The 20,085-nt window shown below is 69.6% G+C and carries 22 protein-coding genes; 7 read left to right on the plus strand and 15 right to left on the minus strand.

The annotated features are described in order from the left end of the window. Positions 1-54 precede the first annotated feature (54 nt). Positions 55-1,314 carry a D-amino acid dehydrogenase gene (locus KTR66_RS07295; RefSeq protein WP_213611914.1) on the minus strand — a complete coding sequence of 420 codons (1,260 nt, stop codon included), beginning with the start codon at positions 1,312-1,314 and terminating at the stop codon, positions 55-57. Between the two features lie 130 nt (positions 1,315-1,444). Between KTR66_RS07295 and KTR66_RS07300 the strand changes: the two genes are divergently transcribed. From KTR66_RS07300 to KTR66_RS07325, 6 genes are all read left to right on the plus strand, one after another. Continuing rightward, positions 1,445-1,891: an Lrp/AsnC family transcriptional regulator gene (locus KTR66_RS07300; RefSeq protein WP_213611915.1), complete on the plus strand. Its 447-nt coding sequence runs from the start codon at positions 1,445-1,447 to the stop codon at positions 1,889-1,891. A 54-nt stretch (positions 1,892-1,945) separates the two neighbouring features. Beyond that, on the plus strand, positions 1,946-4,735 hold the full coding sequence (locus KTR66_RS07305; protein WP_213611916.1) for a phosphoenolpyruvate carboxylase: 2,790 nt from the start codon (positions 1,946-1,948) through the stop codon (positions 4,733-4,735). A gap of 17 nt (positions 4,736-4,752) precedes the next feature. Continuing rightward, positions 4,753-5,613: an SMP-30/gluconolactonase/LRE family protein gene (locus KTR66_RS07310; protein WP_213611917.1), complete on the plus strand. Its 861-nt coding sequence runs from the start codon at positions 4,753-4,755 to the stop codon at positions 5,611-5,613. A 101-nt stretch (positions 5,614-5,714) separates the two neighbouring features. Next, positions 5,715-6,254 carry a hypothetical protein gene (locus tag KTR66_RS07315; protein ID WP_213611918.1) on the plus strand — a complete coding sequence of 180 codons (540 nt, stop codon included), beginning with the start codon at positions 5,715-5,717 and terminating at the stop codon, positions 6,252-6,254. 39 nt (positions 6,255-6,293) lie between these two features. Further along, on the plus strand, positions 6,294-6,728 hold the full coding sequence (locus KTR66_RS07320) for a hypothetical protein (protein WP_213611919.1): 435 nt from the start codon (positions 6,294-6,296) through the stop codon (positions 6,726-6,728). Between the two features lie 3 nt (positions 6,729-6,731). Further along, on the plus strand, positions 6,732-7,451 hold the full coding sequence (locus KTR66_RS07325) for an anion permease (RefSeq protein WP_213611920.1): 720 nt from the start codon (positions 6,732-6,734) through the stop codon (positions 7,449-7,451). 6 nt (positions 7,452-7,457) lie between these two features. Here KTR66_RS07325 and soxA read toward each other — a convergent pair whose 3' ends face one another. From soxA to KTR66_RS07395, 14 genes are all read right to left on the minus strand, one after another. Continuing rightward, positions 7,458-8,189, minus strand: a complete 732-nt coding sequence (soxA, locus tag KTR66_RS07330) for a sulfur oxidation c-type cytochrome SoxA (RefSeq protein WP_213611921.1) — start codon at positions 8,187-8,189, stop codon at positions 7,458-7,460. Continuing rightward, a complete protein-coding gene (locus tag KTR66_RS07335; RefSeq protein ID WP_213611922.1) occupies positions 8,186-8,509 on the minus strand; it encodes a thiosulfate oxidation carrier complex protein SoxZ in 324 nt (107 codons plus the stop codon). Before KTR66_RS07335 ends, soxA begins: the two co-directional genes overlap by 4 nt. Before the next feature lies 1 nt (position 8,510). Next, the gene (locus KTR66_RS07340; protein ID WP_213611923.1) at positions 8,511-8,939 is read right to left on the minus strand and encodes a thiosulfate oxidation carrier protein SoxY; all 429 of its coding nucleotides are present in this window, start codon (positions 8,937-8,939) and stop codon (positions 8,511-8,513) included. 4 nt (positions 8,940-8,943) lie between these two features. Further along, positions 8,944-9,372, minus strand: coding sequence for a sulfur oxidation c-type cytochrome SoxX (soxX, locus tag KTR66_RS07345; RefSeq protein WP_213611924.1), 429 nt, complete (start codon positions 9,370-9,372; stop codon positions 8,944-8,946). Further along, complete coding sequence (locus KTR66_RS07350; RefSeq protein WP_213611925.1) at positions 9,372-11,540, minus strand: molybdopterin cofactor-binding domain-containing protein; 2,169 nt, start codon at positions 11,538-11,540, stop codon at positions 9,372-9,374. Before KTR66_RS07350 ends, soxX begins: the two co-directional genes overlap by 1 nt. A 14-nt stretch (positions 11,541-11,554) precedes the next feature. Beyond that, complete coding sequence (locus tag KTR66_RS07355; protein WP_213611926.1) at positions 11,555-12,013, minus strand: (2Fe-2S)-binding protein; 459 nt, start codon at positions 12,011-12,013, stop codon at positions 11,555-11,557. A gap of 74 nt (positions 12,014-12,087) precedes the next feature. Beyond that, positions 12,088-13,248: an acyl-CoA dehydrogenase family protein gene (locus tag KTR66_RS07360; RefSeq protein ID WP_213611927.1), complete on the minus strand. Its 1,161-nt coding sequence runs from the start codon at positions 13,246-13,248 to the stop codon at positions 12,088-12,090. A 29-nt stretch (positions 13,249-13,277) separates the two neighbouring features. Further along, positions 13,278-14,405, minus strand: coding sequence for a CaiB/BaiF CoA-transferase family protein (locus KTR66_RS07365; RefSeq protein WP_213611928.1), 1,128 nt, complete (start codon positions 14,403-14,405; stop codon positions 13,278-13,280). A gap of 57 nt (positions 14,406-14,462) precedes the next feature. Further along, positions 14,463-14,804 carry a DUF6525 family protein gene (locus KTR66_RS07370; RefSeq protein WP_213611929.1) on the minus strand — a complete coding sequence of 114 codons (342 nt, stop codon included), beginning with the start codon at positions 14,802-14,804 and terminating at the stop codon, positions 14,463-14,465. Positions 14,805-14,874: 70 nt separating this feature from the next. Next, on the minus strand, positions 14,875-15,204 hold the full coding sequence (locus tag KTR66_RS07375; RefSeq protein ID WP_213611930.1) for a DUF6285 domain-containing protein: 330 nt from the start codon (positions 15,202-15,204) through the stop codon (positions 14,875-14,877). Beyond that, positions 15,188-16,162, minus strand: coding sequence for a phosphotransferase family protein (locus tag KTR66_RS07380; RefSeq protein ID WP_213611931.1), 975 nt, complete (start codon positions 16,160-16,162; stop codon positions 15,188-15,190). The genes KTR66_RS07375 and KTR66_RS07380 overlap by 17 nt, the downstream gene beginning before the upstream one ends. Then, positions 16,155-17,360, minus strand: coding sequence for an acyl-CoA dehydrogenase family protein (locus KTR66_RS07385; protein ID WP_213611932.1), 1,206 nt, complete (start codon positions 17,358-17,360; stop codon positions 16,155-16,157). Before KTR66_RS07385 ends, KTR66_RS07380 begins: the two co-directional genes overlap by 8 nt. Positions 17,361-17,372: 12 nt before the next feature. Then, positions 17,373-18,110 carry an SDR family NAD(P)-dependent oxidoreductase gene (locus tag KTR66_RS07390; protein WP_213611933.1) on the minus strand — a complete coding sequence of 246 codons (738 nt, stop codon included), beginning with the start codon at positions 18,108-18,110 and terminating at the stop codon, positions 17,373-17,375. A gap of 47 nt (positions 18,111-18,157) precedes the next feature. Then, complete coding sequence (locus KTR66_RS07395; protein ID WP_213611934.1) at positions 18,158-19,105, minus strand: tripartite tricarboxylate transporter substrate binding protein; 948 nt, start codon at positions 19,103-19,105, stop codon at positions 18,158-18,160. Between the two features lie 48 nt (positions 19,106-19,153). Between KTR66_RS07395 and KTR66_RS07400 the strand changes: the two genes are divergently transcribed. Next, positions 19,154-20,068, plus strand: coding sequence for an ABC transporter substrate-binding protein (locus tag KTR66_RS07400; protein ID WP_213611935.1), 915 nt, complete (start codon positions 19,154-19,156; stop codon positions 20,066-20,068). Positions 20,069-20,085: the final 17 nt, after the last annotated feature.

The following is a 20,085-nucleotide window of genomic DNA, read 5'->3' on the forward strand; positions in this document are numbered from 1 at the left end:
TTAATCTGCGCAGCATGAGGGAGGCTGGCAAGCATCCCTCCCGCCATGGGCAGGTCACGCGACGGCATAGCGCGCCGGCGCCAGATCCGTCGCTTCGATCTCCGGCTTGCGCGCGCTCATCAGATCGGCCAGCACGCGGCCCGAGCCGCAGGCCATGGTCCAGCCCAGCGTGCCGTGGCCGGTGTTGAGGAAGAGGTTCTCATAGCGCGTGGCGCCGACGATGGGCGTGCCATCGGGCGTCATCGGGCGCAGGCCCGTCCAGAACTGCGCGTGCTCGATGTCGCCGCCCTCGGGAAACAGGTCCCGCACGGAATGGGCCAGCGTCTCGCGCCGCGGCGCGCGCAGCTTGAGCGAGAAGCCCGCCAGCTCCGCCGTGCCGCCGACCCGGATGCGGTCACCGAGGCGCGTGATGGCGACCTTGAAGGTCTCGTCCATCACGGTGGAGACCGGCGCCGCATCGGCATTGGTGACGGGCATCGTCAGCGAATAGCCCTTCACCGGATAGACCGGCACATGCACGGCGAGCGGCTTCAGCAGCGCCGTAGAATAGCTGCCCATGGCGACGACGTAGCGATCCGCCGTGAAGATGCCCTGGTCGGTCTCCACGCCGGTGATGCTGCCGCCCAGATTGTGCAGGCGCCTGATCGTCACCCCCTGGCGGAAGGTGACGCCGGCCGCGGCCGCCATTTCGGCCAGGCGCTGGGTGAAGATATGGGCATCGCCCGTCTCGTCGCCCGGCAGGCGCAGCCCGCCCACATACTTGCCCGCCACGCGCGCCAGCGCGGGCTCGGACGCCACGCAGCCGGCCGCATCCAGCACCTCGTAGCGCACGCCGAACTGCTCCAGCACGGCGGTGTCAGCCCCCACGGCGTCGAGCTGCTTCTGCGTGCGGAAGAGCTGCAGCGTGCCCTGCATGCGCTGGTCATAGGCGATGCCGGTCTCGGCCCGCAGGTCGCGCAGCGCGTCGCGGCTGTATTCGGCGAGGCGCACCATGCGCGCCTTGTTGGTGGCGTAGGCGGCCTCGGTGCAGTTCGCCAGCATGCGGGCCAGCCAGCCATAGAGCCCGCCCTCGGCCTGCGGCCAGACGACGAGGGGGCGGTGGCGCATCATCAGCCATTTCAGCGCCTTCATCGGAATGCCCGGCGCGGCCCAGGGCGCCGAATAGCCGGGCGAGACCTGGCCCGCATTGGCGAAGCTGGTCTCCATGCCCGGCGCGGGCTGGCGGTCCAGCACCGTCACCTCATGGCCGGCGCGGGCCAGGTACCAGGCGCTGGTCACGCCGACGACGCCGGAGCCGAGAACGAGGATGCGCATGGAAGCCTCCACCTGTGGGATGGACGGAGGATAGGCAGCGGCAGGTGGCATTTCCGCCGAATCAGACGTGGTTGCTGCGAAGATTGCGACATCCTTGCACGATCTTGCGAAGATGTCGCAGATTCCACGCATGCACGCCCTCGATGAGATCGACCTCGCCATGCTCCGCGAACTCCGCCGCGACGCGCGGATGAGCAATGCGGCGCTGGCCGCCGCCGTCGGCCTCTCGCCCTCGGCCTGTCTGCGCCGCCTGCGCCTGATGGAGAGCCGCGGCGTCATCCGCGGCTACACCGTGGTGCTGGACGAGCCGGTGGACAGCGCGGGTGTGACCGTCATCGTCCAGATCACGCTCGACCGGCAGACCGACCAGCATCTCGCGCGCTTCGAGGCGGCCGTCCGCCGCTGCCCGGAGGTGCGCGCCTGCTACCTGATGACCGGCATCGCCGACTACCAGCTCCGCGTTGAGGCGCGGGACGCGGCGGATTACGAGCGGATTCACAAGGAACAGCTCAGCCGCATGCCCGGTGTGGCGCGGATTCAGTCAAGTTTCGCCATCCGGGCCGTGATTCGGGGCTGATCCCCTGCGTTTTTTGCTGGCGAAGGCATTCTTCGCAGGTGCAGCATCCGATCCATGCCCGACGCCTCGCCCCCGCCCTCGCTCCTGGATGACCTTCTGGCCCGGCTGCATGCCGCCCGCGAGGGCGCGGCCCAGGACCCCTTTGGCGATCCGGTCCTGCTCATGGCGCTCGCCATCAGCCGCCGCGTGGATGATGGCGCGCTGGATCTGAAGGCGCTGGAAGCCCTGGTGCAGGACCTGGCCGATGACGCGGCGGCGGGCAGGGCGCGGCGCCTCGCGGGCTATCTCGGCCACACGCCCGGTGTGGCGCCGGCGCTGGAGGGCATCGCGGCTCGCCTGGTCCGCCCCGACCCGCTGGACAGCCCCGTCCCCTTTGCCGCCTATCGCGAGGCGGTGGAGCGCACGCGCTTCTCCGCCGTCTTCACGGCGCACCCCACCTTCTCGCTGCCCGCCAGCACGGGCGAGGCGCTGGCCATCGCCGCCACCACCGGGGAAGCGCCGCCGCGTGGCCTGCCGCATCGCCCCGCGCCGATTGATCTCGCCAGCGAATTCGCGCAGGCCAATGCCGCCATCACGCGCGGGCGTGATGCGCTGGACGCCTTCGCTCGTGCCTTGTTCCAGGCGGCGCAATCCGTATGGCCCGATCGCTGGGCGACCCTGCGGCCGAGCCCCGTCACGCTGGCCAGCTGGGTCGGTTATGACACGGATGGCCGCACCGATATCGGCTGGTGGGACACGCTGCGCCTGCGCCTCGCCATGAAGCGGCTGCAGCTGGAGCGCCTGGCCGCGCAACTGGCACCGCTGGGCGAGATCGCCGCCCCCATCACCGCGCGCCTGGCGGAAGCGCTGGAGGCCGTCGCCGCGCAGATTGCCGCCGTGCCCGAGAAGCCCGACCCCGCATCGGTCCAGGCGTTGGCCGCCGAGATGGTGACGCGGCGCGAGGCGGCGATGACCGACCTCGCCCCCATCCTGACTCTCTTCGAGGCGGCCCTGGCCGAAGCGCCCGACGACGAAACCCGCCTCGACCTCGCCGTGGCGCGCGCCGGCTTCGCCGCGCATGGCCTCTCGCTCGCACACACCCATGTGCGGCTCAACTCGCTCCAGCTCCACAACGCGCTGCGCCAGCGGCTCGAGCTCAGCACCGCGCCCGAGGACATGGCGATGCGCCGTGGCCTGCTCGCGCAGATCAACGCCGCACTCGCCAGCGTCACCCCCCGCCCGGTGGATTTCGGGGCGCTGCTGGCCGAGCAGGCCTCCGCCGCCAAGCTCATGATGAACATCGCGCAGATCGCGAAGCATGTGGACGGCTCCGCCCCCGTGCGCTTCCTGATCGCCGAGACCGAGACGGGCTACACGCTGCTCGCCGCCCTCTGGCTCGCCCGCCATTTCGGCGTGGAGCGGCATGTCGAGATCTCGCCCCTCTTCGAGACGGCGAGCGCGCTCGAACATGGCGAGCGCGTGCTGGACGAGGCTTTGCGCAGCCCGCATTTCCGAGACTATCTCCGCCTGCATGGCCGGCTCTGCCTGCAATTCGGCTATTCGGATTCCGGCCGCTATGTCGGGCAGCTCGCCGCCTCCTACCTGGTCGAGCGCCTCAAGCTGCGCCTCGCCGAACTCCTGCGCCGCCATGGCCTCTCCGACGTCGAGCTCGTCCTCTTCGACACGCATGGCGAGAGCATCGGCCGCGGCGCGCATCCGGCGAGCCTGCGCGACCGCCTGGAATACCTGTTTCCGCCGCAACAGCGCCGCTCCCTCGCGGATGCCGGCTTCGCCGTGCGCGAGGAATCGAGTTTCCAGGGCGGCGACGGCTACCTCCTCTTCGGCACCGAGGCGCTGGCGCAGGCCACCATCGCCCGCATCGCCGAACACGCCTTCGCCGAGCCGCCGCGCAAGCCCGATCCGATCTATGCCGAGGCCGATTACGGCGCGGATTTCTTCGCCACCCTCCGCCGCGAGGTGCAGGCGCTGGTGGAAGACCCCGGCTATGCCGCGCTGCTGGGCGGCTTCGGCCCGGGCCTGCTCGAGCGCACCGGCTCCCGCCCCGCCGCGCGCCAGACCGATGGCATGGGCGGGCCCGCGCGCATCAGCCACCCCTCGCAGCTGCGCGCCATTCCGAACAACGCGATCCTCCAGCAGGTGGGGTGGCTCGCCAACACCATGCATGGGCTGGGGGCCGCCGTCGCCGCGAACCCTGAGGCCTTCAACGATCTCCGCGCCCGCTCGCCGCGCTTCGCCCGCGCGCTGGCCATGGCGGCGCGCGCGGCCGAATGCTCCGATATCGGCGTGGTGCGCGCGGTGATCGGCACGCTCGACCCTGGCACCTGGCTGGACCGCGCCGCCGCCACGTCACGTCCTGGCCGCGCGCAGAAGCTGCTGGCCGTCTCGGCGCCGCTCGACGAACTGAACCTGCAAGCCCCGCTGCGCCGCCTCTACCGCCGCTTCCAGTCGGACCACCTGGCGCTGCGCGCCGCCTGGCCAGAGCTGCCCGTGATGCCGGATCGCCTCGTGCTGCTGCACGCGCTGCGCCTGGCACTCATCCATCGCCTCTGGCTGCTGGCCGTCAGCATTCCCGAATTTTCGCCCCGCCACGGTGCGACGCGCGAGACGGTGATCAGCCGCATCCTGGCGCTGGAGGTGGAGCCCGCGCTCGCCTTGCTCGAACAGGTGTTTCCCGCCGCCTCCGATCCGCTCGCCGGCCTGGATTTCCACGAACCCTCGGTGCCAGGGGAGGGGGCGAGCTATGCCCGCGAACACGCCGAGATCTTCCAGCCCATGCGCCACCTGATCGGCCTGGTGCGCTTCTGCTCGGCGGCGGTGGCGGAGGAGGTTGGGTTCTTCGGCTGATGCGCTAGCATCGGCGCATGGACATCCAGACCCAGCTCTTCGCCGAGATTCCCGCACCGCTGCGCCGCCCCGTCGTCACCGAATGGTCCCGCGCCAACAAGCGCGGCGAGCCGGTGGCGAGCTTCCTGGAAGGCCCCTGCTTCGACCGCCAGGGCCGCCTCTACGTCACCGACATCCCGCATGGCCGCATCTTCCGGCTGGATACGCCGGAGGACTGGACCCTCATCGCCGAATATGACGGCGAGCCCAATGGCCTGGCGCTGCACCCCGATGGCGAGCGGATGTTCATCGCCGACTACAAGCAGGGCATCCTGGCGCTGGACCTCGCCTCGGGCCGCATCACGCCCGCACTGCCCCGCCGCAACAGCGAGCGCTTCAAGGGCCCGAACGACCTGGTCTTCGCCCGCAATGGCGATCTCTACTTCACCGACCAGGGCCAGTCGGGCCTGCATGACCCGACGGGCCGCGTCTATCGCTGGCGAGAGGGTGGCGGGCTGGACATGCTCATCAGCAATGGCCCAAGCCCCAATGGCCTCGTCCTCTCCCTGGATGAGGAGGTGCTCTTCGTGGCCATGACGCGCGACAATTCCATCTGGCGCGTGCCGCTCATGCCCGATGGCGGCACGGCCAAGGTCGGCCGCTTCGCCAGCTTCCACGGCACCAGCGGCCCGGATGGGCTGGCGATGGATGGGGAAGGGCGGCTGATGGTGGCCCACGCCTCGCTGGGTTGCGTGATCGTGCTGAGCCACCAGGGCGAGCCGCTGGCTCGGCTGCGCTCCTGCCGCGGCCCCACGGTCACGAATCTCACCCTGCGCGAGGGGCGCGCCTTCATCACGGAATCCTCGACAGGGGCGGTGATGGTGGCGGATTGTTCTTGAAATGTTCTTATGATTTCGCCTAGAAACCCGGGTGGCCTTTTCCCGGAGGATGCCCGTGCCCGACCCCCTTTCCCCTCAGCCGCGCCGATCTTCGCCAGGCGATGCGCGACCCGCGGTACCAGCCCTTGGGTCACCCCGAGGGTGAGGAATACCGTGCCTGGGTGAGCCGCGCCTGGCGGCCGCTCCAGGATTCGCCTGGTGGTCCGGATGGGGACGGCCTGGTCTGGGTGCAGCCCTATACCCGCCGGCGCGATGGCGAGACGCAGGAGGTCAGCGGCCATTTCCGGCATGCGGGGGGGGGCGGCGATGGCGAGCGGTTGACCGCGCAGGATGCGCCGGCGCCCGGTGTGGAGCGCCGCTACACCGCGCGCGACGCCGCGGGCGGGCTGATCGGCCGATGCGAAACGCTCGGGGATGGCAGCCAGATCTGCACCCTGGCCATGCCCGATGGCGGCCTGGCGGTGCAGCAATTGCGCGCGGAGGGCGGCGAGTTCACACCCATCGCGGCGCCGGCTGTGGCGGACTTTGGCTTCACCGCGCTGCTGGGGGCGGCGACAGGGCTCTACAACCACCTGCGGGAGGGTCTGCGGGGCCGGGTTCAGGGCGGCGTGGCGCCGGACACGCCCTTCCTGTTCTTTTAGCGCGGCTTCGAGGGCACCGAGGCGAATGCGCGTGTGGTGGTGGGCACGCTGACCCAGGAACGCGTGAATGAATTCTGCCCGAAGACGGCGGAGTTCGAGGATATGCTGAGGCAGATCGCCGATGAGACGCCTCGGGATGGGCGCTCGCCGCAGCAATGGGGCATGGATGTGCATCGCGGTGTGGAGCAGGAGATCAAGCGAGCCTACGGGCCCAGAGGAAGGCTCGTGCGGGCGGAAAACTCGTTACGGAATGGTCGCGATGCCACGCGTGGCGAGATAGGCACAAGCCGGCTGGATATCCTGCATCGCGTGGAAGGCACCGACACCGTCTGCGCTTACGACATCAAGACGGGACAGGCGGGACTGAACACGGCTCAAGCCGCGCGCATTTATCAGGAAGCCCTGCAATTCGGCATAGAAGTTGGCATTGCTCACCCGCGAGTCCTGGTCACTGAACAGCGCCAGGCGCCCTGACCCATGGCCACGGTGAAGCAGCTCCGCGCCATCTTTGCCCCTGTCCTGGCGCAGCATCCGGATCTGGTGCTCCACAAGCGATGGCTCATCCGGCCACCCATCGAGACGGCGATCATCGGGCTCTATATCGAACCTCTCTCGGCACCTTGCAGCTCCAGAATGGCACTCTCGGTCATTCCGCTCTCGCGCTTCGAGCCAAGCTGGGTCCTTGGCTATTCCCTTCCCTTCGAAGTCGAGCGCATCATTGGGGCGGAGCCCCCCGGTCGGCTGCTGCCAAACTGGCGGCAGTTGCCGCCGCGCACCTTCGAGGACATGTTCGCCCCCGAATACGAAGCGCAGCTGGTCCGCAACTTCAATGCCAAGGTTCCGGCGTTCTTCGATGCCGTCCGCAGCTTCGAGGATGTGGTGGCGTGGTTGCAGCCCTTCCGGGCGCCACCCCTGCGCACAGGCTTCCCCGACCGGATAGACGCCTGGGTGGCCTGCATGCGGGGCGAATTCGCGAAAGCGTCCGGGTTGTTATCCGACATTTCCAAAGCGGTGCGCCCGTCCGACGCTCGATCGGCGGACCGCATCGAACAGGAAGACGCGGAGCTTCAATCCATCCTGCGCAGCAACGACGCGCCGGTCATCGCGGCCCATCTCCATGCCATGGAGGAGGCGACCATCGCGGCCCACGGCCTGCAACGCCATTGGCGCCGCACGCCCTTCCCCTTCGAGCGATGACCGTTCCTACCGCCGGAGCCCCGGCGCCTCCACCGGCATCCCCCGCGCGCGATGCGCGAGATACAGCTCGAGCGTCAGATACTCGCGCGAGCCCAGCGGAAACTGCGTGGCCCGCACGCCCAGCGAACAGGCGCGCAACCGCCGGTGCAGCGAGCCCATGCCGTTCCACTCCAGCCGATAGGCCGGATAGCCGGTGCCAAGCCCGTGGGAGATCACATCGCCGCGCAGTCGCCGTCCCGCATTCGCGTCATGGCATTGCCCGCAGGACAGGTTGAGCTGCCCCTGGCGCGTCTCATAGAAGGCGTGCCCCTCCTCCAGGAAGGCCGCCGCCGCGCCATCCACCGGCACCGACATCGCCATCCCGCGCGATTGCCGCGCCACCGCCGCCGTCAGCGAGAGCAGCGCCTCGCTCTCGTAGCCGAAGGGGGCCGCGCCCTGGTTCTCCACCCGGCAGCGCTCGATCCTCCCCTCCAGGTTCAGCAACGCGCCGTCGCTCGCCACCGCCGGATAGCGCGTGGCGACGCCGCGCATCGCGCTGATGTCGCCATGGCAGGATTGGCAGGAACGCTCGCCCCGACGCCAGATCGCCTCGCCCTCATCCACCCAGAGCCAGCCGGGGTGGCGGGACGGGTCCTCCTGCTGGGCCCGCAGCGCCGGTGACAGAAACTCGCGCGAGGGCCGCACCTCCTGCGCCGAAACCGCGAGCGGCCACAGCGCGAGCAGCAGCCAGCGCCTCATGTGACGACCAGTTGCGCCGTCCGCCGATAGACCGCGCCGCCATCCTCCTGCCATTCGAAGACCATCTCGCCCGTCTCGACCGCGAGGGTGGTGAACTCGACATAGGGGTTGGCGGTGATGCCGGGCGAGAGCGCCATGCGGAACACCTCCTCGCCCGCATAGGTCACGCTGAGCGTGTGCAGGATCTGCCGCGGCACGGGCGTCAGCCCCGGCCCGTCGAAGCCGCGCTCCATCGGGTGGCGGACGATGACGCGCACCGTCACCACCTCGCCCCGCCGGGCGGCCTCGGGCAGCGTGATGCGGGCGATGATGTCGGACATCTCAGCCCCCATCCACGCAGGCGCCGAGGATGACGATCACCTCCCGCGCCGCGCGATGCACTTGGCCGCGGCTTGTCTCGGCCAGCACCAGGATGGTCTGGGTGGTGGCGAGGCGAATGCGCGTCGCGACCTCGGCCCGGCCTGAGCGCGGGCCCAGCGTGAAGCTCGCCACGCGCGGGATGGGGTTCTTCTCGGCCAGGACATGGATCGCCGTCACATGATCCGCCCGCGTGCTCGGGCTCTCGACGCGGATCGCGATATCCACCGAATTGCCGTTCTCCGAGAGCGTGGGCATCTCGATGGTGATCCCGGTCGGCGCCGGCATCCTCCCGGCCAGGATGGACTGCTCGGCCGCTTCATAGGTCTCGGTGGTCTGTGCCAAGGCGGGGCCTGTGGCCAAGGGCAGGGCGAGAAGGCTTCGGCGTCGCATCAGGTCACTCCTTCAGGCGCGCCAGATACGCCACCACATCCTCGATTTCCATCGCCGTGAGGACGGGTCGGCCCAGATAGCGTGGGTCCACGCGGTTGAGCCCCTCGGTCCGATGATAGGCCGGCATGATGGCCTCGGCGTTCAGCCGCGTCGGATCCACGAGGCGCAGCCGGATCTGCCCCGGCGTGAGCCGCGAGCCCACGCCGGCGAGCGGTGGCCCCACATCGCCCATGAAGCGCTCGCGCGGGTCGGGGATGGCGTGGCAGATCAGGCAATTCGCCGTCTCCCGGTTCTTCACGATCGCCTCGCCGCGCGCGGCGCTGGCCGGCGCGGCCACCAGCGGGGCCTCGAGGGCATCGCCCGTCACGATGAAGGGCGCCACCTCGGCGAAAGCCGGGGTGGCGAGCCACAGCAACACAAGCGCCGCGCGCATCAGGCGCGGCGCAGATCCTGGTCCTTGATCGGCAGGTCGCGGATGCGCTTGCCGGTCGCGGCGAAGATCGCGTTCAGCACGGCGGGTGCCGCCACCATGATGGTGGGCTCGCCCACGCCGCCCCAGAACCCGCCGGAGGGCATGACGATGGTCTCGACCTTCGGCATCTCCTCCATGCGCAGCACGGGGTAGCTGTCGAAATTCGTCTGCTCGATGGCGCCGTCCTTCACGGTGCACTCGCCATGGAGCAGGGCGGACAGCCCATAGACGAAGCTGCCCTCCACCTGCATTTCGATCTGCTTCGGGTTCACGGCCACGCCGCAATCCGTCGCCGCCACGATGCGATGGATCTTGAGCTGCCCCTGCGCATTCACCGAGATCTCGGCGGCCGCGGCCACATAGCTGCCGAAGCCCATCTGCTGCGCGATGCCGCGGAACACGCCCGCCGGCGGCGCGCTGCCCCAGCCGATGCGCTCGGCCACTGCGTTCAATACGGCCAGGTGCTTCGGGTGGTTCGCCATCAGCTTGCGGCGCAGCGCCAGCGGGTCCTGGTTGGTCGCATGCGCCACCTCATCCAGGAAGCATTCGAGGTAGATGGCGTTCTGGTTGTGGTTCACGCCGCGCCAGAAATGCGGCGGCACATGCGTGTTCCGCATCGCATGGTCGATCAGCAGGTTCGGGAAGGTATAGCCGATGGCCCCTTCCGTCCCGCCCGCATTCAGCCCCTGGAACTGCACCGGGTCGCGCCCGTTCTGCAGCGCATTGGGGAAGACGAAGGAGAGGATGGACTGGCCCGAGATGCGCATATGCAGCCCGGTGATCTCGCCATTCGCATCCAGGCCCGCGGTCATCTTGGCCTTGGTGATGGGGTGGTAGCGCCCCTGCACCATGTCCTCCTCGCGCGTCCACATCGTCTTGATCGGCACGCCGGGCACCTGCTTCGCGATGAGCACGGCGTCGATCAGCCAGTCATGCGTGGTGCGCCGGCCGAAGCCGCCGCCCAAATCCACGCGATGCACGTCGCACTGCGTCTGCGGCAGGCCGGCGGCCTGCGCGGTGGCGACCAGCGCGGCCTCGCCATTCTGCGTCGGGCACCAGACGTCGCAGCGGGTGGGCGTCCAGACCACCGTCGCGTTCATCGGCTCCATCGGCGCGTGGTTCTGGAAAGGGTAGGAATAGACCGCCTCGATCTTGCGGGGCGCGGCTGCGATGGCGGCCCGCGCATCGCCATGGCTGTTGCCGACAAAGGCCTCGGTGGCGTTCAGCCCCTCGGTCAGGCGGGCATTGATGTCGGCCTGCTGGATGCGCGCATTCTCGCCGCCATCCCATTGCACCGGCAGCGCGTCCAGCGCGGTCTTCGCCTGCCAGAAGGTGTCGGCGATGACGGCCACGCCGTAATCCCCGATCTGCACGACATGCTTCACGCCGGGCATGCCCGCCACGCGCGCCGCGTCGAAGGAGCGGACCTTGCCGCCGAAGACCGGGCAGCGCCGGGGCACCGCCACCAGCATCCCCGGCATCTTGAGGTCCGAGCCGTAGATCAGCTTGCCCGTGGTCTTGTCGGCGGTGTCGAGGCGCGGGACGGATTGCCCGATCAGCGTCCACTCCCGGGGCTCCTTCAGCGGCACCTGGGCGGGGGGCGAAAGGCGCGCGGCCTCGCCCGCCACCTCGCCATAGCGCAGCGTGCGGCCGGTGGGCGTGTGGGTGATCACGCTGTCCTTGGCCGTGCAGGTGGCAGCATCCACGCCCCAGCGCGCGGCGGCGGCCTGCACCAGCATGATGCGCGCGGCCGCACCGCCGCGGCGGACGTAATCCTGGCTCTGCCGGATGCCCTGGCTGCCGGCGGTGAGGAAATTCCCCCAGGCGCGGTTGCGCGCCAGGCTCTGGCCGGGCGTTACATATTCGGTCGAGATCTTCGACCAGTCGCAATGCAGCTCCTCCGCGATCATCTGGCAGAGGCCGGTGCGCGTGCCCTGGCCCATCTCGGTGCGGGCCATGCGCAGCACCACCCGGTCATCCGGATGGATCACCACCCAGGCATTGATCTCGGGCGTGGCGTTCGCGGGCGCGGCTTGCGCCAGCGCGCCGCGCGGGGCGATGTGGAAGCCGACGACGAGCGCGCCCGCCGCCTGCATGAGGGAACGGCGCGAGGTGCGGATATGGTTCATGGTCGCGTCCCCCCTCAGCCCGAGAGCCCGCGCGCCGCGCGATGAATGCCCTCGCGCACGCGGTTATAGGTGCCGCAGCGGCAGATATTGGTCATCGCCGCATCAATGTCCTCATCCGTCGGGCGTGGCTTCTCGGCCAGGAGCGCGGCCGCCGCCATGATCATGCCGGACTGGCAGAAGCCGCATTGCGGCACGTCCAGCGCGCGCCAGGCCACCTGGATCGGGTGGTTGCCATCGGGCGAGAGGCCCTCGATCGTCACGATCTTCTGCGTCTCGGTGACAGAGCCCAGCGTGATGCCGCAGGAGCGCGTGGGCACGCCGTCCAGATGCACCGTGCAGGCGCCGCATTGCGCGACGCCGCAGCCATATTTCGTGCCGGTCAGGCCCACATGATCCCGGATGGCCCAGAGCAGGGGCGTGTCGGGGGAGGCGTTGACCTCCACCACGCGTCCATTGACGTTCAGCTTGGCCATCAGGGCTCTCCTTGGATTCGTCCGCTGCGCCGAGATATCGGCACAGGCATGGGGTGTTCAAGCGCGATCGCGCATCACAGCGTGCGGGCGATGATCTCCCGCATCACCTCGCTCGATCCGCCATAGATCCGGCCCACCCGCGCATCCGCCCAGGCGCGGCCGATCTCGTATTCGGCCATGTAGCCATAGCCACCATGCATCTGCAGGAAATCATCCAGCAGGCGGTTCTGCATCTCGGTGCCCAGCAGCTTGGCCGCCGCGGCTTCCTCGCCCGAAAGCTCGCCCTTCATGTGGCGGGCGATGCAGTCATCCACATAGACGCGGAACATGGCGATCTCGGCCTTGGCCTGGGCCAGCTTGAAGCGATGCACCTGGAAGTCGAAGACCGAATGTCCGAAGACCTGGCGCTCCTTCGTATAGGCGATGGTCTTCTCCAGCATGGTCTCCATGCTGGTCGCGGCGCGCACCGCGATCACCAGCCGCTCCTGCGGCAATTGGTGCATCAGGTGCCGGAAGCCGCCATTCTCCTCGCCGATCAGGTTGCCGACCGGCACGCGCACATCCTCGAAGAACAGCTCCGAGGTGTCCTGCGCGTGCATGCCGATCTTCTCGAGCTTGCGGCCCTTGGTGAAGCCGGGCGTGCCTTCCTCGACGGCGATCAGCGAGACGCCGCGCCGCCCCGCCTCCGGGTCGGTCTTGCAGACGACGATGACGAGGCCCGCATTCTGCCCGGAGGAGATGAAGGTCTTGGCGCCATTGATGACCCAGTGGTCGCCATCGCGCACCGCGCGCGTGCGCACCGCCTTGAGGTCGCTGCCCATGCCGGGCTCTGTCATGGCGATGGCGCCGATGATCTCGCCGGCGGCCATCCTGGGCAGCCATTCGCGCTTGCGCGCCTCGCTCGCGTAAGATCCGATATAGGGCACCACGATGTCCGAATGGAGCTGGAAGGCGACGCCCGAGGCGTTCACCCGCGCCAGCTCCTCGATGATGATGGCCGCATGGCCGAAATCCCCGCCCGCGCCGCCATATTCGGGGTCCAGCATGGTGCAGAGGAAGCCCTGCGCGCCGGCCTTCTGCCAGACCTCGCGGGGCACGATGCCGGCACGCTCCCAGTCGCGGTGATGGGGCGCGATCTCGCGCTCCACGAAGCGGCGGAACTGCTCGCGGAACATCTCGTGCTCCGGCGTGAAGACCGTGCGCGGGCGGGACGGGCGGGCGGCGTTGGTGTCCATCTGGGTTCCTCCTGGCTTTGGGCGTGAGGCTAGCGGGTTGCCGGGGCGGGTGCGAGCGCGGCGATCTCCGCCTCGCTGAAGCCGAATTCCGCGAGCACTTCCCGGCTGTGCTCGCCGCGCAGCGGTGGCGGCGCGGTGAAGCCGCCTGGCGTGCGCGAGAAGCGCGGGGCAGGGGCGGGCTGCAGCGCGCCGTCCCGTTCCACGAAGCTCTGCCGCGCCGCGTTATGCGGATGGTGTGGTGCCTCGGCCATGGAGAGGATGGGCGCCACGCAGGCATCGCTCTCGCCGAAGATCGCGGCCCATTCGTCGCGCGTCTTCGTCCGGAAGGCGGCGGCCAGCAGCGCCTTGTGCGCCGGCCATTTGGCCGGCTCCATCCGGCCTTCAAAAAGCTTCGGGTCGAGGCCCATGCGGGCCACCATCTCGTCGAAGAATTGCGGCTCGATGGGACCCACCGCCACGAAGCCGCCACAGGCGCAGGCATAGCTGTCGTAGAAGGAGGCCGCGCCATCCAGCAGATTGGCCGCGCGCTCGCTCCCCCACCGGCCGCGCGCCTTCATGCCGAAGATGGGCGCCATGAGCAGGGCCGCGCCATCCACCATGGCCGCATCCACCACCTGGCCCTGGCCGCTCTTCTCGCGCTCCAGCAGCGCGGCGAGCAGGCCGAAGGCCAGCAGCATGCCGCCGCCGCCATAATCGCCCACCAGGTTCAAAGGCGGCGCGGGCGGCTCGCCCGCGCGGCCCATGGCGTGCAGCGCGCCGGTGAGCGCAATGTAGTTGATGTCATGCCCCGCCGCCTTGGCCAGCGGGCCTTCCTGGCCCCAGCCGGTCATGCGTCCATAGACCAGGCGCGGGTTGCGCGCGCGCAGCGCCTCGGGGCCGAGGCCCAGGCGCTCCATCACGCCTGGCCGGAAGCCTTCGATCAGCGCGTCCGAGGTCTCGGCCATGCGCAGCACGGCCTCGATCGCCTCGGGCTTCTTGAGGTCCAGCGCCAGCGAGCGGCGGTTGCGCAGCGAGACATCCTGGCGCGAGCCGGCCGGGCCTTCCGCGCGCTCGATGCGGATCACCGTGGCGCCCAGATCGGCCAGCAGCATCGCGCAGAAGGGGCCGGGCCCGATGCCGGCGATTTCCAGGATCTTCAGCCCGTGCAGCGGACCCATGCGTTCTCTCCCGTGTTTGGAGGGAAGGCTAGGCGGGCAGGGGAGTTCCGTGAAGGGTCAGCCCGTGGGCAGGCCGCGCGGGCCGGCATAGCGCTGGATGCTGGCCTCGGCCGCCACATGCGGATAGGCGCGGGCCCCCTTGGGCCAGGCGCGGGCAAAGGCCGCGACCTCGGCATGGTCCATGCGGCGGGTGGTGCGGACCAAGGCGCGCGCGGCCTTGGCCGGCTTCAGCTTCTCGCGCTTCAGCAGATGGACATGCCACTCCTGCGCGCGCAGCGGGCACCAATCCACCAGGGATTCGCGCAGCGCCGCGCGCACCTCGGGCGGCAGCGCATCATAGGCGCGCCAGGCGTCGCCCTTCAGCTTGCTGCGGGGCTTGGTGGCCGTGTTGTTGTCCATGATGCGGCAGGGCTTAGAGCAGATCGCCCTTGGCTGGAACAGCCATGGCGTGAATCTGCTCGGAATGGCGCTAGCCCAGGGCGCGCGGGTTTGTCACGGCGGCCCGCATGCGCACCATTTCCCGCAGCAGCGCCGCCGCCCCCGCATAGGCCGGCGTGCCCGGCTGATAGGCGCCGGCCCGGATGCGCGCCGCGAAATGCGCGAGGTCATCGGCGAAGCTGGCGAGGCGCGTCTCCAAGGGCCTGGGGTCCACGGTGCCGGCGCGCCCGGCGATGGCCATGGCGTTCGCGATCATCCGCGCCTCGTAATGCAACTCGGGCGGCAGGGCGGGCAGCAGCTTTTCCAGCAGCGCCGCGCGTGCGGTGGCCAGCAGATCCGCCGCGTCAGGCTGTTCCAGCATCGAGCGCCTCCACCTGGGCCAGGATGTCCATCTCAAGCTCCGGAATGATCTGCGCGGTCAGCGCCAGTTCCAGGCTTCGCTCCACGCCCGAGAGATGCCGCGCCCCCTGGTCGGCGGCGATTACCGCCCAGCGGATGGTCGCCGCCAGTTCCCAGAAGGGCAGGCGCGAAGGATCGGCGCCCGCGCCATAGCCCTCCAGGAAAGCGGCGCGGGAGCCAAGCCCGCCTGCCTCCAACTGGCGATTGCCGAAGCGCCAGCAGGGCGCGCAGAACCAGCCGAGATCGGCATGCGGGTCACCCCAGGCGGCGAATTCCCAATCCAGCACGGCGGTGACGGCGTGCCCGTCCACCATCAGATTCCCGGTGCGGAAGTCGTTGTGGTTCAGCACGGGCAGCTGGGGTGGCGGCAGATGCCGCTCCAGCGCGGCAAGCCCCCATTCGACGGCCGGGCGCGGCGTGCCGCCTTCGTCCAGCCGCAGGCGCATCGCCGCGATGAAGGCCGCGCCCGCATCCGCCGGCGGTTCGCCCAGGAAAGCGAGGTCCTCGCGCGGCGGCGTGATGCGATGGATGCGCGCCAGCTCCGCCCCCAGCTCCCGCACCAGCACGTCATCCCCGCCCTGTGCCGCCGCGGCCTTGGCGAGGCGAAAGCCCGTCGCCGTGCCGCGCACGCGGCGCATCACGAAGAAGGGCGTGCCGATCACGCCGCGATCCTCGCAAAGCCGCAGCGGCTCCGGCACCGTCACCCCTTCGGCATGCGCGGCGCGCAACAGCGCATATTCGGCGGCGCGCGGCAGCGAGACGGCCAGCGTCGCGGGATTATCCGTCCGCAGCACCCATTCCTCGCCGCCGTCGAGCGTCAGCGCCCAGTTCTGCTGGATGGCGCCGCCGGACAGCAGGCTGGCCGCCGTGATGCGGCGCCCGAGCCAGGCTTCCAGCGCGCTGCGCCGCGCCTCATCCATGCGTGCGCCAGCCGAAATACTCGCTGCCCTCGCGCCGCAGGAAATTCGCGATCACCATGCGATGCACCTCCGACGCCCCATCCACCAGCCGCGCCTGGCGGGCATAGCGGTACATCCACTCCACCGGCGTGTCCTTGGAATAGCCCTTGGCGCCCAGGAGCTGGATGGCGGTGTCCGCCGCGCGCTGCAGCGCATCGGCGGCGACGATCTTGGCCGTGCTGATCTCCTTGCGCGCAAAATCCCCCTGGTCGAGCTTCCAGGCCGCGCGCATCGTCAGCAGGCGCGCGATGTCGAGCTGCATCGCCGCCTCGCCCACCATCATCTGCACGCTCTCCTTCTCGGCGAGCTTCTGGCCGAAGGCGTGGCGCTCCTCGATGCGCGCCATGGCGATCTCGAGCGCGCGGCGGCCCATGCCGGTCCAGCGCATGCAATGGGTGAGGCGCGCGGGGCCGAGGCGGATCTGCGTCATCTTCAGCCCGTCGCCCACCCCCATCAGGATGTTCTCATCCGCGACCTCAAGCCCGTCGAAGGTGATCTCGCAATGCCCGCCATGCTCCTCGGGCCCCATGATCGGGATGCGGCGCTCGATCTTCCAGCCCGGCTGGTCGGCATGGAACAGGAAGGCGGTGAGGCCCTTGCGCGGATCATCGCTGGTCCGCGCCATGACGATGAAGTGCTTGGCCTCGCCCGCGCCGGTGATGAACCACTTGCGGCCGTAGATCTTCCAGCGGTCATTGCCGGCGCGCTCGGCAGTGGTCTTGGTCATGCCCGGATCGCTGCCCGCGCCATCGGGCTCGGTCATGGCGAAGCTCGACTGCACTTCGCCGCGCACGACGGGCATCATCCACCATTCCTTCTGCGCGGCGGTGCCGACCTTGTTCAGCACCATCATGTTGCCGTCATCGGGTGCCGCGGAGTTGAAGCAGACCGGCCCGAAGATGGAGCGGTTCATCTCCTCGTAGCAGGCGGCCATGCCGGTGAAGGGCAGGCCCTGGCCGCCCACGCTTTCCGGCATCTGCAGGCACCAGAGCCCGGCCGCCTTCACCTCGGCGCGCAACGTCTTCAGCAGGTCCGGGTTGATGTTCTCGTGGTGGTCATAGCTCGTGGGGTCGCGCTCCAGCGGGATCAGCCGGTCCTGCACGAAGGCGCGCACGCCTTGGCGCTTGGCTTCGCTCTTGGCGTCGAGGGTGAAGTCCATTCTGGCGTTCTTTCAGAGGGGATTGATGCTGTGGCCGCCATCCACGGTGATGACGCTGCCGGTCATATGCGCGCCGGCGGAGGAGGCCAGCAGCAGCAGCGCGCCATCGAGGTCCTCCGGCTTGCCCAGCCGCCGCTGCGGGATGCGCTTGATCATCGCCTGCCCGGCGTCGGAGGCGAAGAATTCGGCATTGATGTCGGAGGCGATGTAGCCCGGCGCGATCGCATTCACACGGATGTTGTGACGCGCGAGCTCGACGGCCATCTGCCGTGTCATCTGGATCAGTCCGGCCTTGGCGGCGGTATAGCCGACGACGCCCGGGATCACGCGCTCGCCCAGCACGGAAGCGATGTTGATGATGGAGCCGCCCGTCTTGTTCGCCACCATCCGCCGCGCCGCCGCCTGGCCGACGAGGAAGGCGCCGCGCAGGTTGATGCCCAGCACCTGGTCGAAATCGGCCGCCGCGTGATCCAGGAAGGGCTTTGTCGCGGCGATGCCCGCATTGTTCACCAGGATGTCGCAATCGGGTTCGGCTTCGAAGGCGGCGGCGATGCTCGCCTCATCCTGGACGTCGAGGCGAATGGCCCGCGCCTCGGGTCCCAGCTCGCGCGCCAGTGTCTCGCAGGATTCGATGCGCCGCGCGGCCAGCACCACACGGGCACCCGCCGCGTGAAGCAGCCGCGCGAAATGCGCGCCGAGCAGGCCCGAGGCCCCGGTGATGAAGGCCTTGCGCCCCCGCAGTGAAAACATGGCGTTCCGCCCTCCTGCCGCGAAGATCGGGGCGGGGGGCAGGATGGTCAACCCGGTGTGATGCGCGCCACGATCGGCGCCCAGCGCGCCACCTCGGCCGCCACATGCCGCGCCGCTGCCTCGGGCGAGGGATCGGGCCAGGTCTCGACATTGGCGGCGAGCAGCCGCGCCTTCACGCCCGGGTCCGCCACGGCCGCCAGCGCTGCCGCCTGCACCGCCCGCCGCGCCTCCTCCGGCCCGCCGGGGCGCGTAAAGAGCACCTGCCAGGCCGTCAAATCATAGCCGGGCAGGGCGGTCGCGATGGGCGGCAGGCCGGGCGCCAGCGCCGAGGCCTCGGCACTCGTGACCGCGATGGGCTTGAGGCGCCCCTCGCGGATCAGCGGCATCATCAGCGTCGGGCTGTCGATGGAGAAGTTCATCCGCCCCGCCAACAGGTCCTGCACGGCGGCCGCGGCGGTGCGGTAGGGCACGATGGTGAAGCTCGTGGCCGAGAGCTGCTTGAAGAACTCGCCCGCCAGATGGTTGGTGGCACCGGGATTGGCCGAGCCGTAATTGGCCCGCTCGCCCTGCGCGCGCAGCCAGGTGAGCAGGCTGGGCAGGTCATTCGCCGGCACATCGGGGTGCACGGCGAGGATGAAGGGCTGCTTGCCGATGCCGGCCACGGGCACGAAATCGGTGACGGGATCGAGCGGGAAATTCGGATAGACCGCGCGCATCACCGGGTGATTGTTGGTCCCGATGAAGATCGTCTGCCCATCATTGGCGGCGCGATGGAAGGCGGCCGCGCCTACGGTGCTGCCCGCCCCCACCACATTCTCCGGCACGATGGGCTGGCCGAGCTGCCCCTGCATCCCCTCCGCCAGGATGCGCCCCACCACATCGGTCACGCCCGCGACACCCACCGGGATGATGAGCCGCAAGGGCCGCGTGAACTGCGCCTGTGCCGCGACAGGCGCGAGGATGGCACAGGCGAGAAGGTGGCGGCGGTTCAGCATGGCGTGGCCTCTCTTGGCGGTGCATGAGCTGTGTCGCAGGATAGTCCGATGCGCCCGATCACCCTGCAAGAGCCCTTCCGGGCCGTCTTCTATGCCCCCTATTACGCCGCGCTCGCGCGCGATGCCTATGCGAAGGCGGGCGTCAGTGTCACGGTGCGCGCCGGCACGCAGCCCTCGCTTGCGAAGGACAGCGTCCTGAATGGCGACGCCCATCTGGCCTGGGGCGGCCCCATGCGGATCCTGCTGGCGCATAATGCCGACGCGGCCTCGCCGCTGCGCAATTTCGGCGCCGCCATCCTGGGCGATCCCTTCTTCCTGATCGGCCGCGCGCCGCGCCCCGATTTCAGGTTGACCGACCTCCGCGACATGACGCTCGGCACCGTCAGCGAGGTGCCCACCCCCTGGTGGACGCTGCAGGACGACATCCGCCGCGCCGGCCTGGACCCGGACAGCATCGCCCGCGTCACCGATCAGCCCATGGCCGCCAACGCCGCTGCCGTCATGGAAGGCCGCCTCGACGTGGCGCAACTCTTCGAGCCCTTCGCCAGCCAGATGGAGCGTGACGGCACCGGGCATGTCTGGCACGCGGCGGCCTCGCGCGGCCCCACCAGCTACACCACCTACTATTCGACGGCGGCCAACATCGCCGAATACGCCCCCGAATTCCGCGCCATGATCCGCGGCCTGGCCGCCACCCAGGCCTGGTTCTGGGCGGCCACGCCGGAGGAGATCGCCGCCACCATCGCGGGCTTCTTCGACGGTATGGACCAGACGCTGCTCGCCCTCTGCATCGCGCGCTACCGGGGGCTTGGCATCTGGACGCGCGACCCGCATTTCCCGCCCGAGCCGTGGAACCGGCTGGAGGCCAGCATGCTCAGCGCCGGCGCCATCCAGCGCGCCCCCGGCTATGCACATTGCGTGGATGACGCCATCGTCACCGCCGCACTTCAAGAGACGCGCTGATCCCTCGGGAGGGGACG

This window comes from Roseococcus sp. SDR (assembly GCF_019083995.1).
Taxonomy (GTDB): Bacteria; Pseudomonadota; Alphaproteobacteria; order Acetobacterales; family Acetobacteraceae; genus Roseococcus.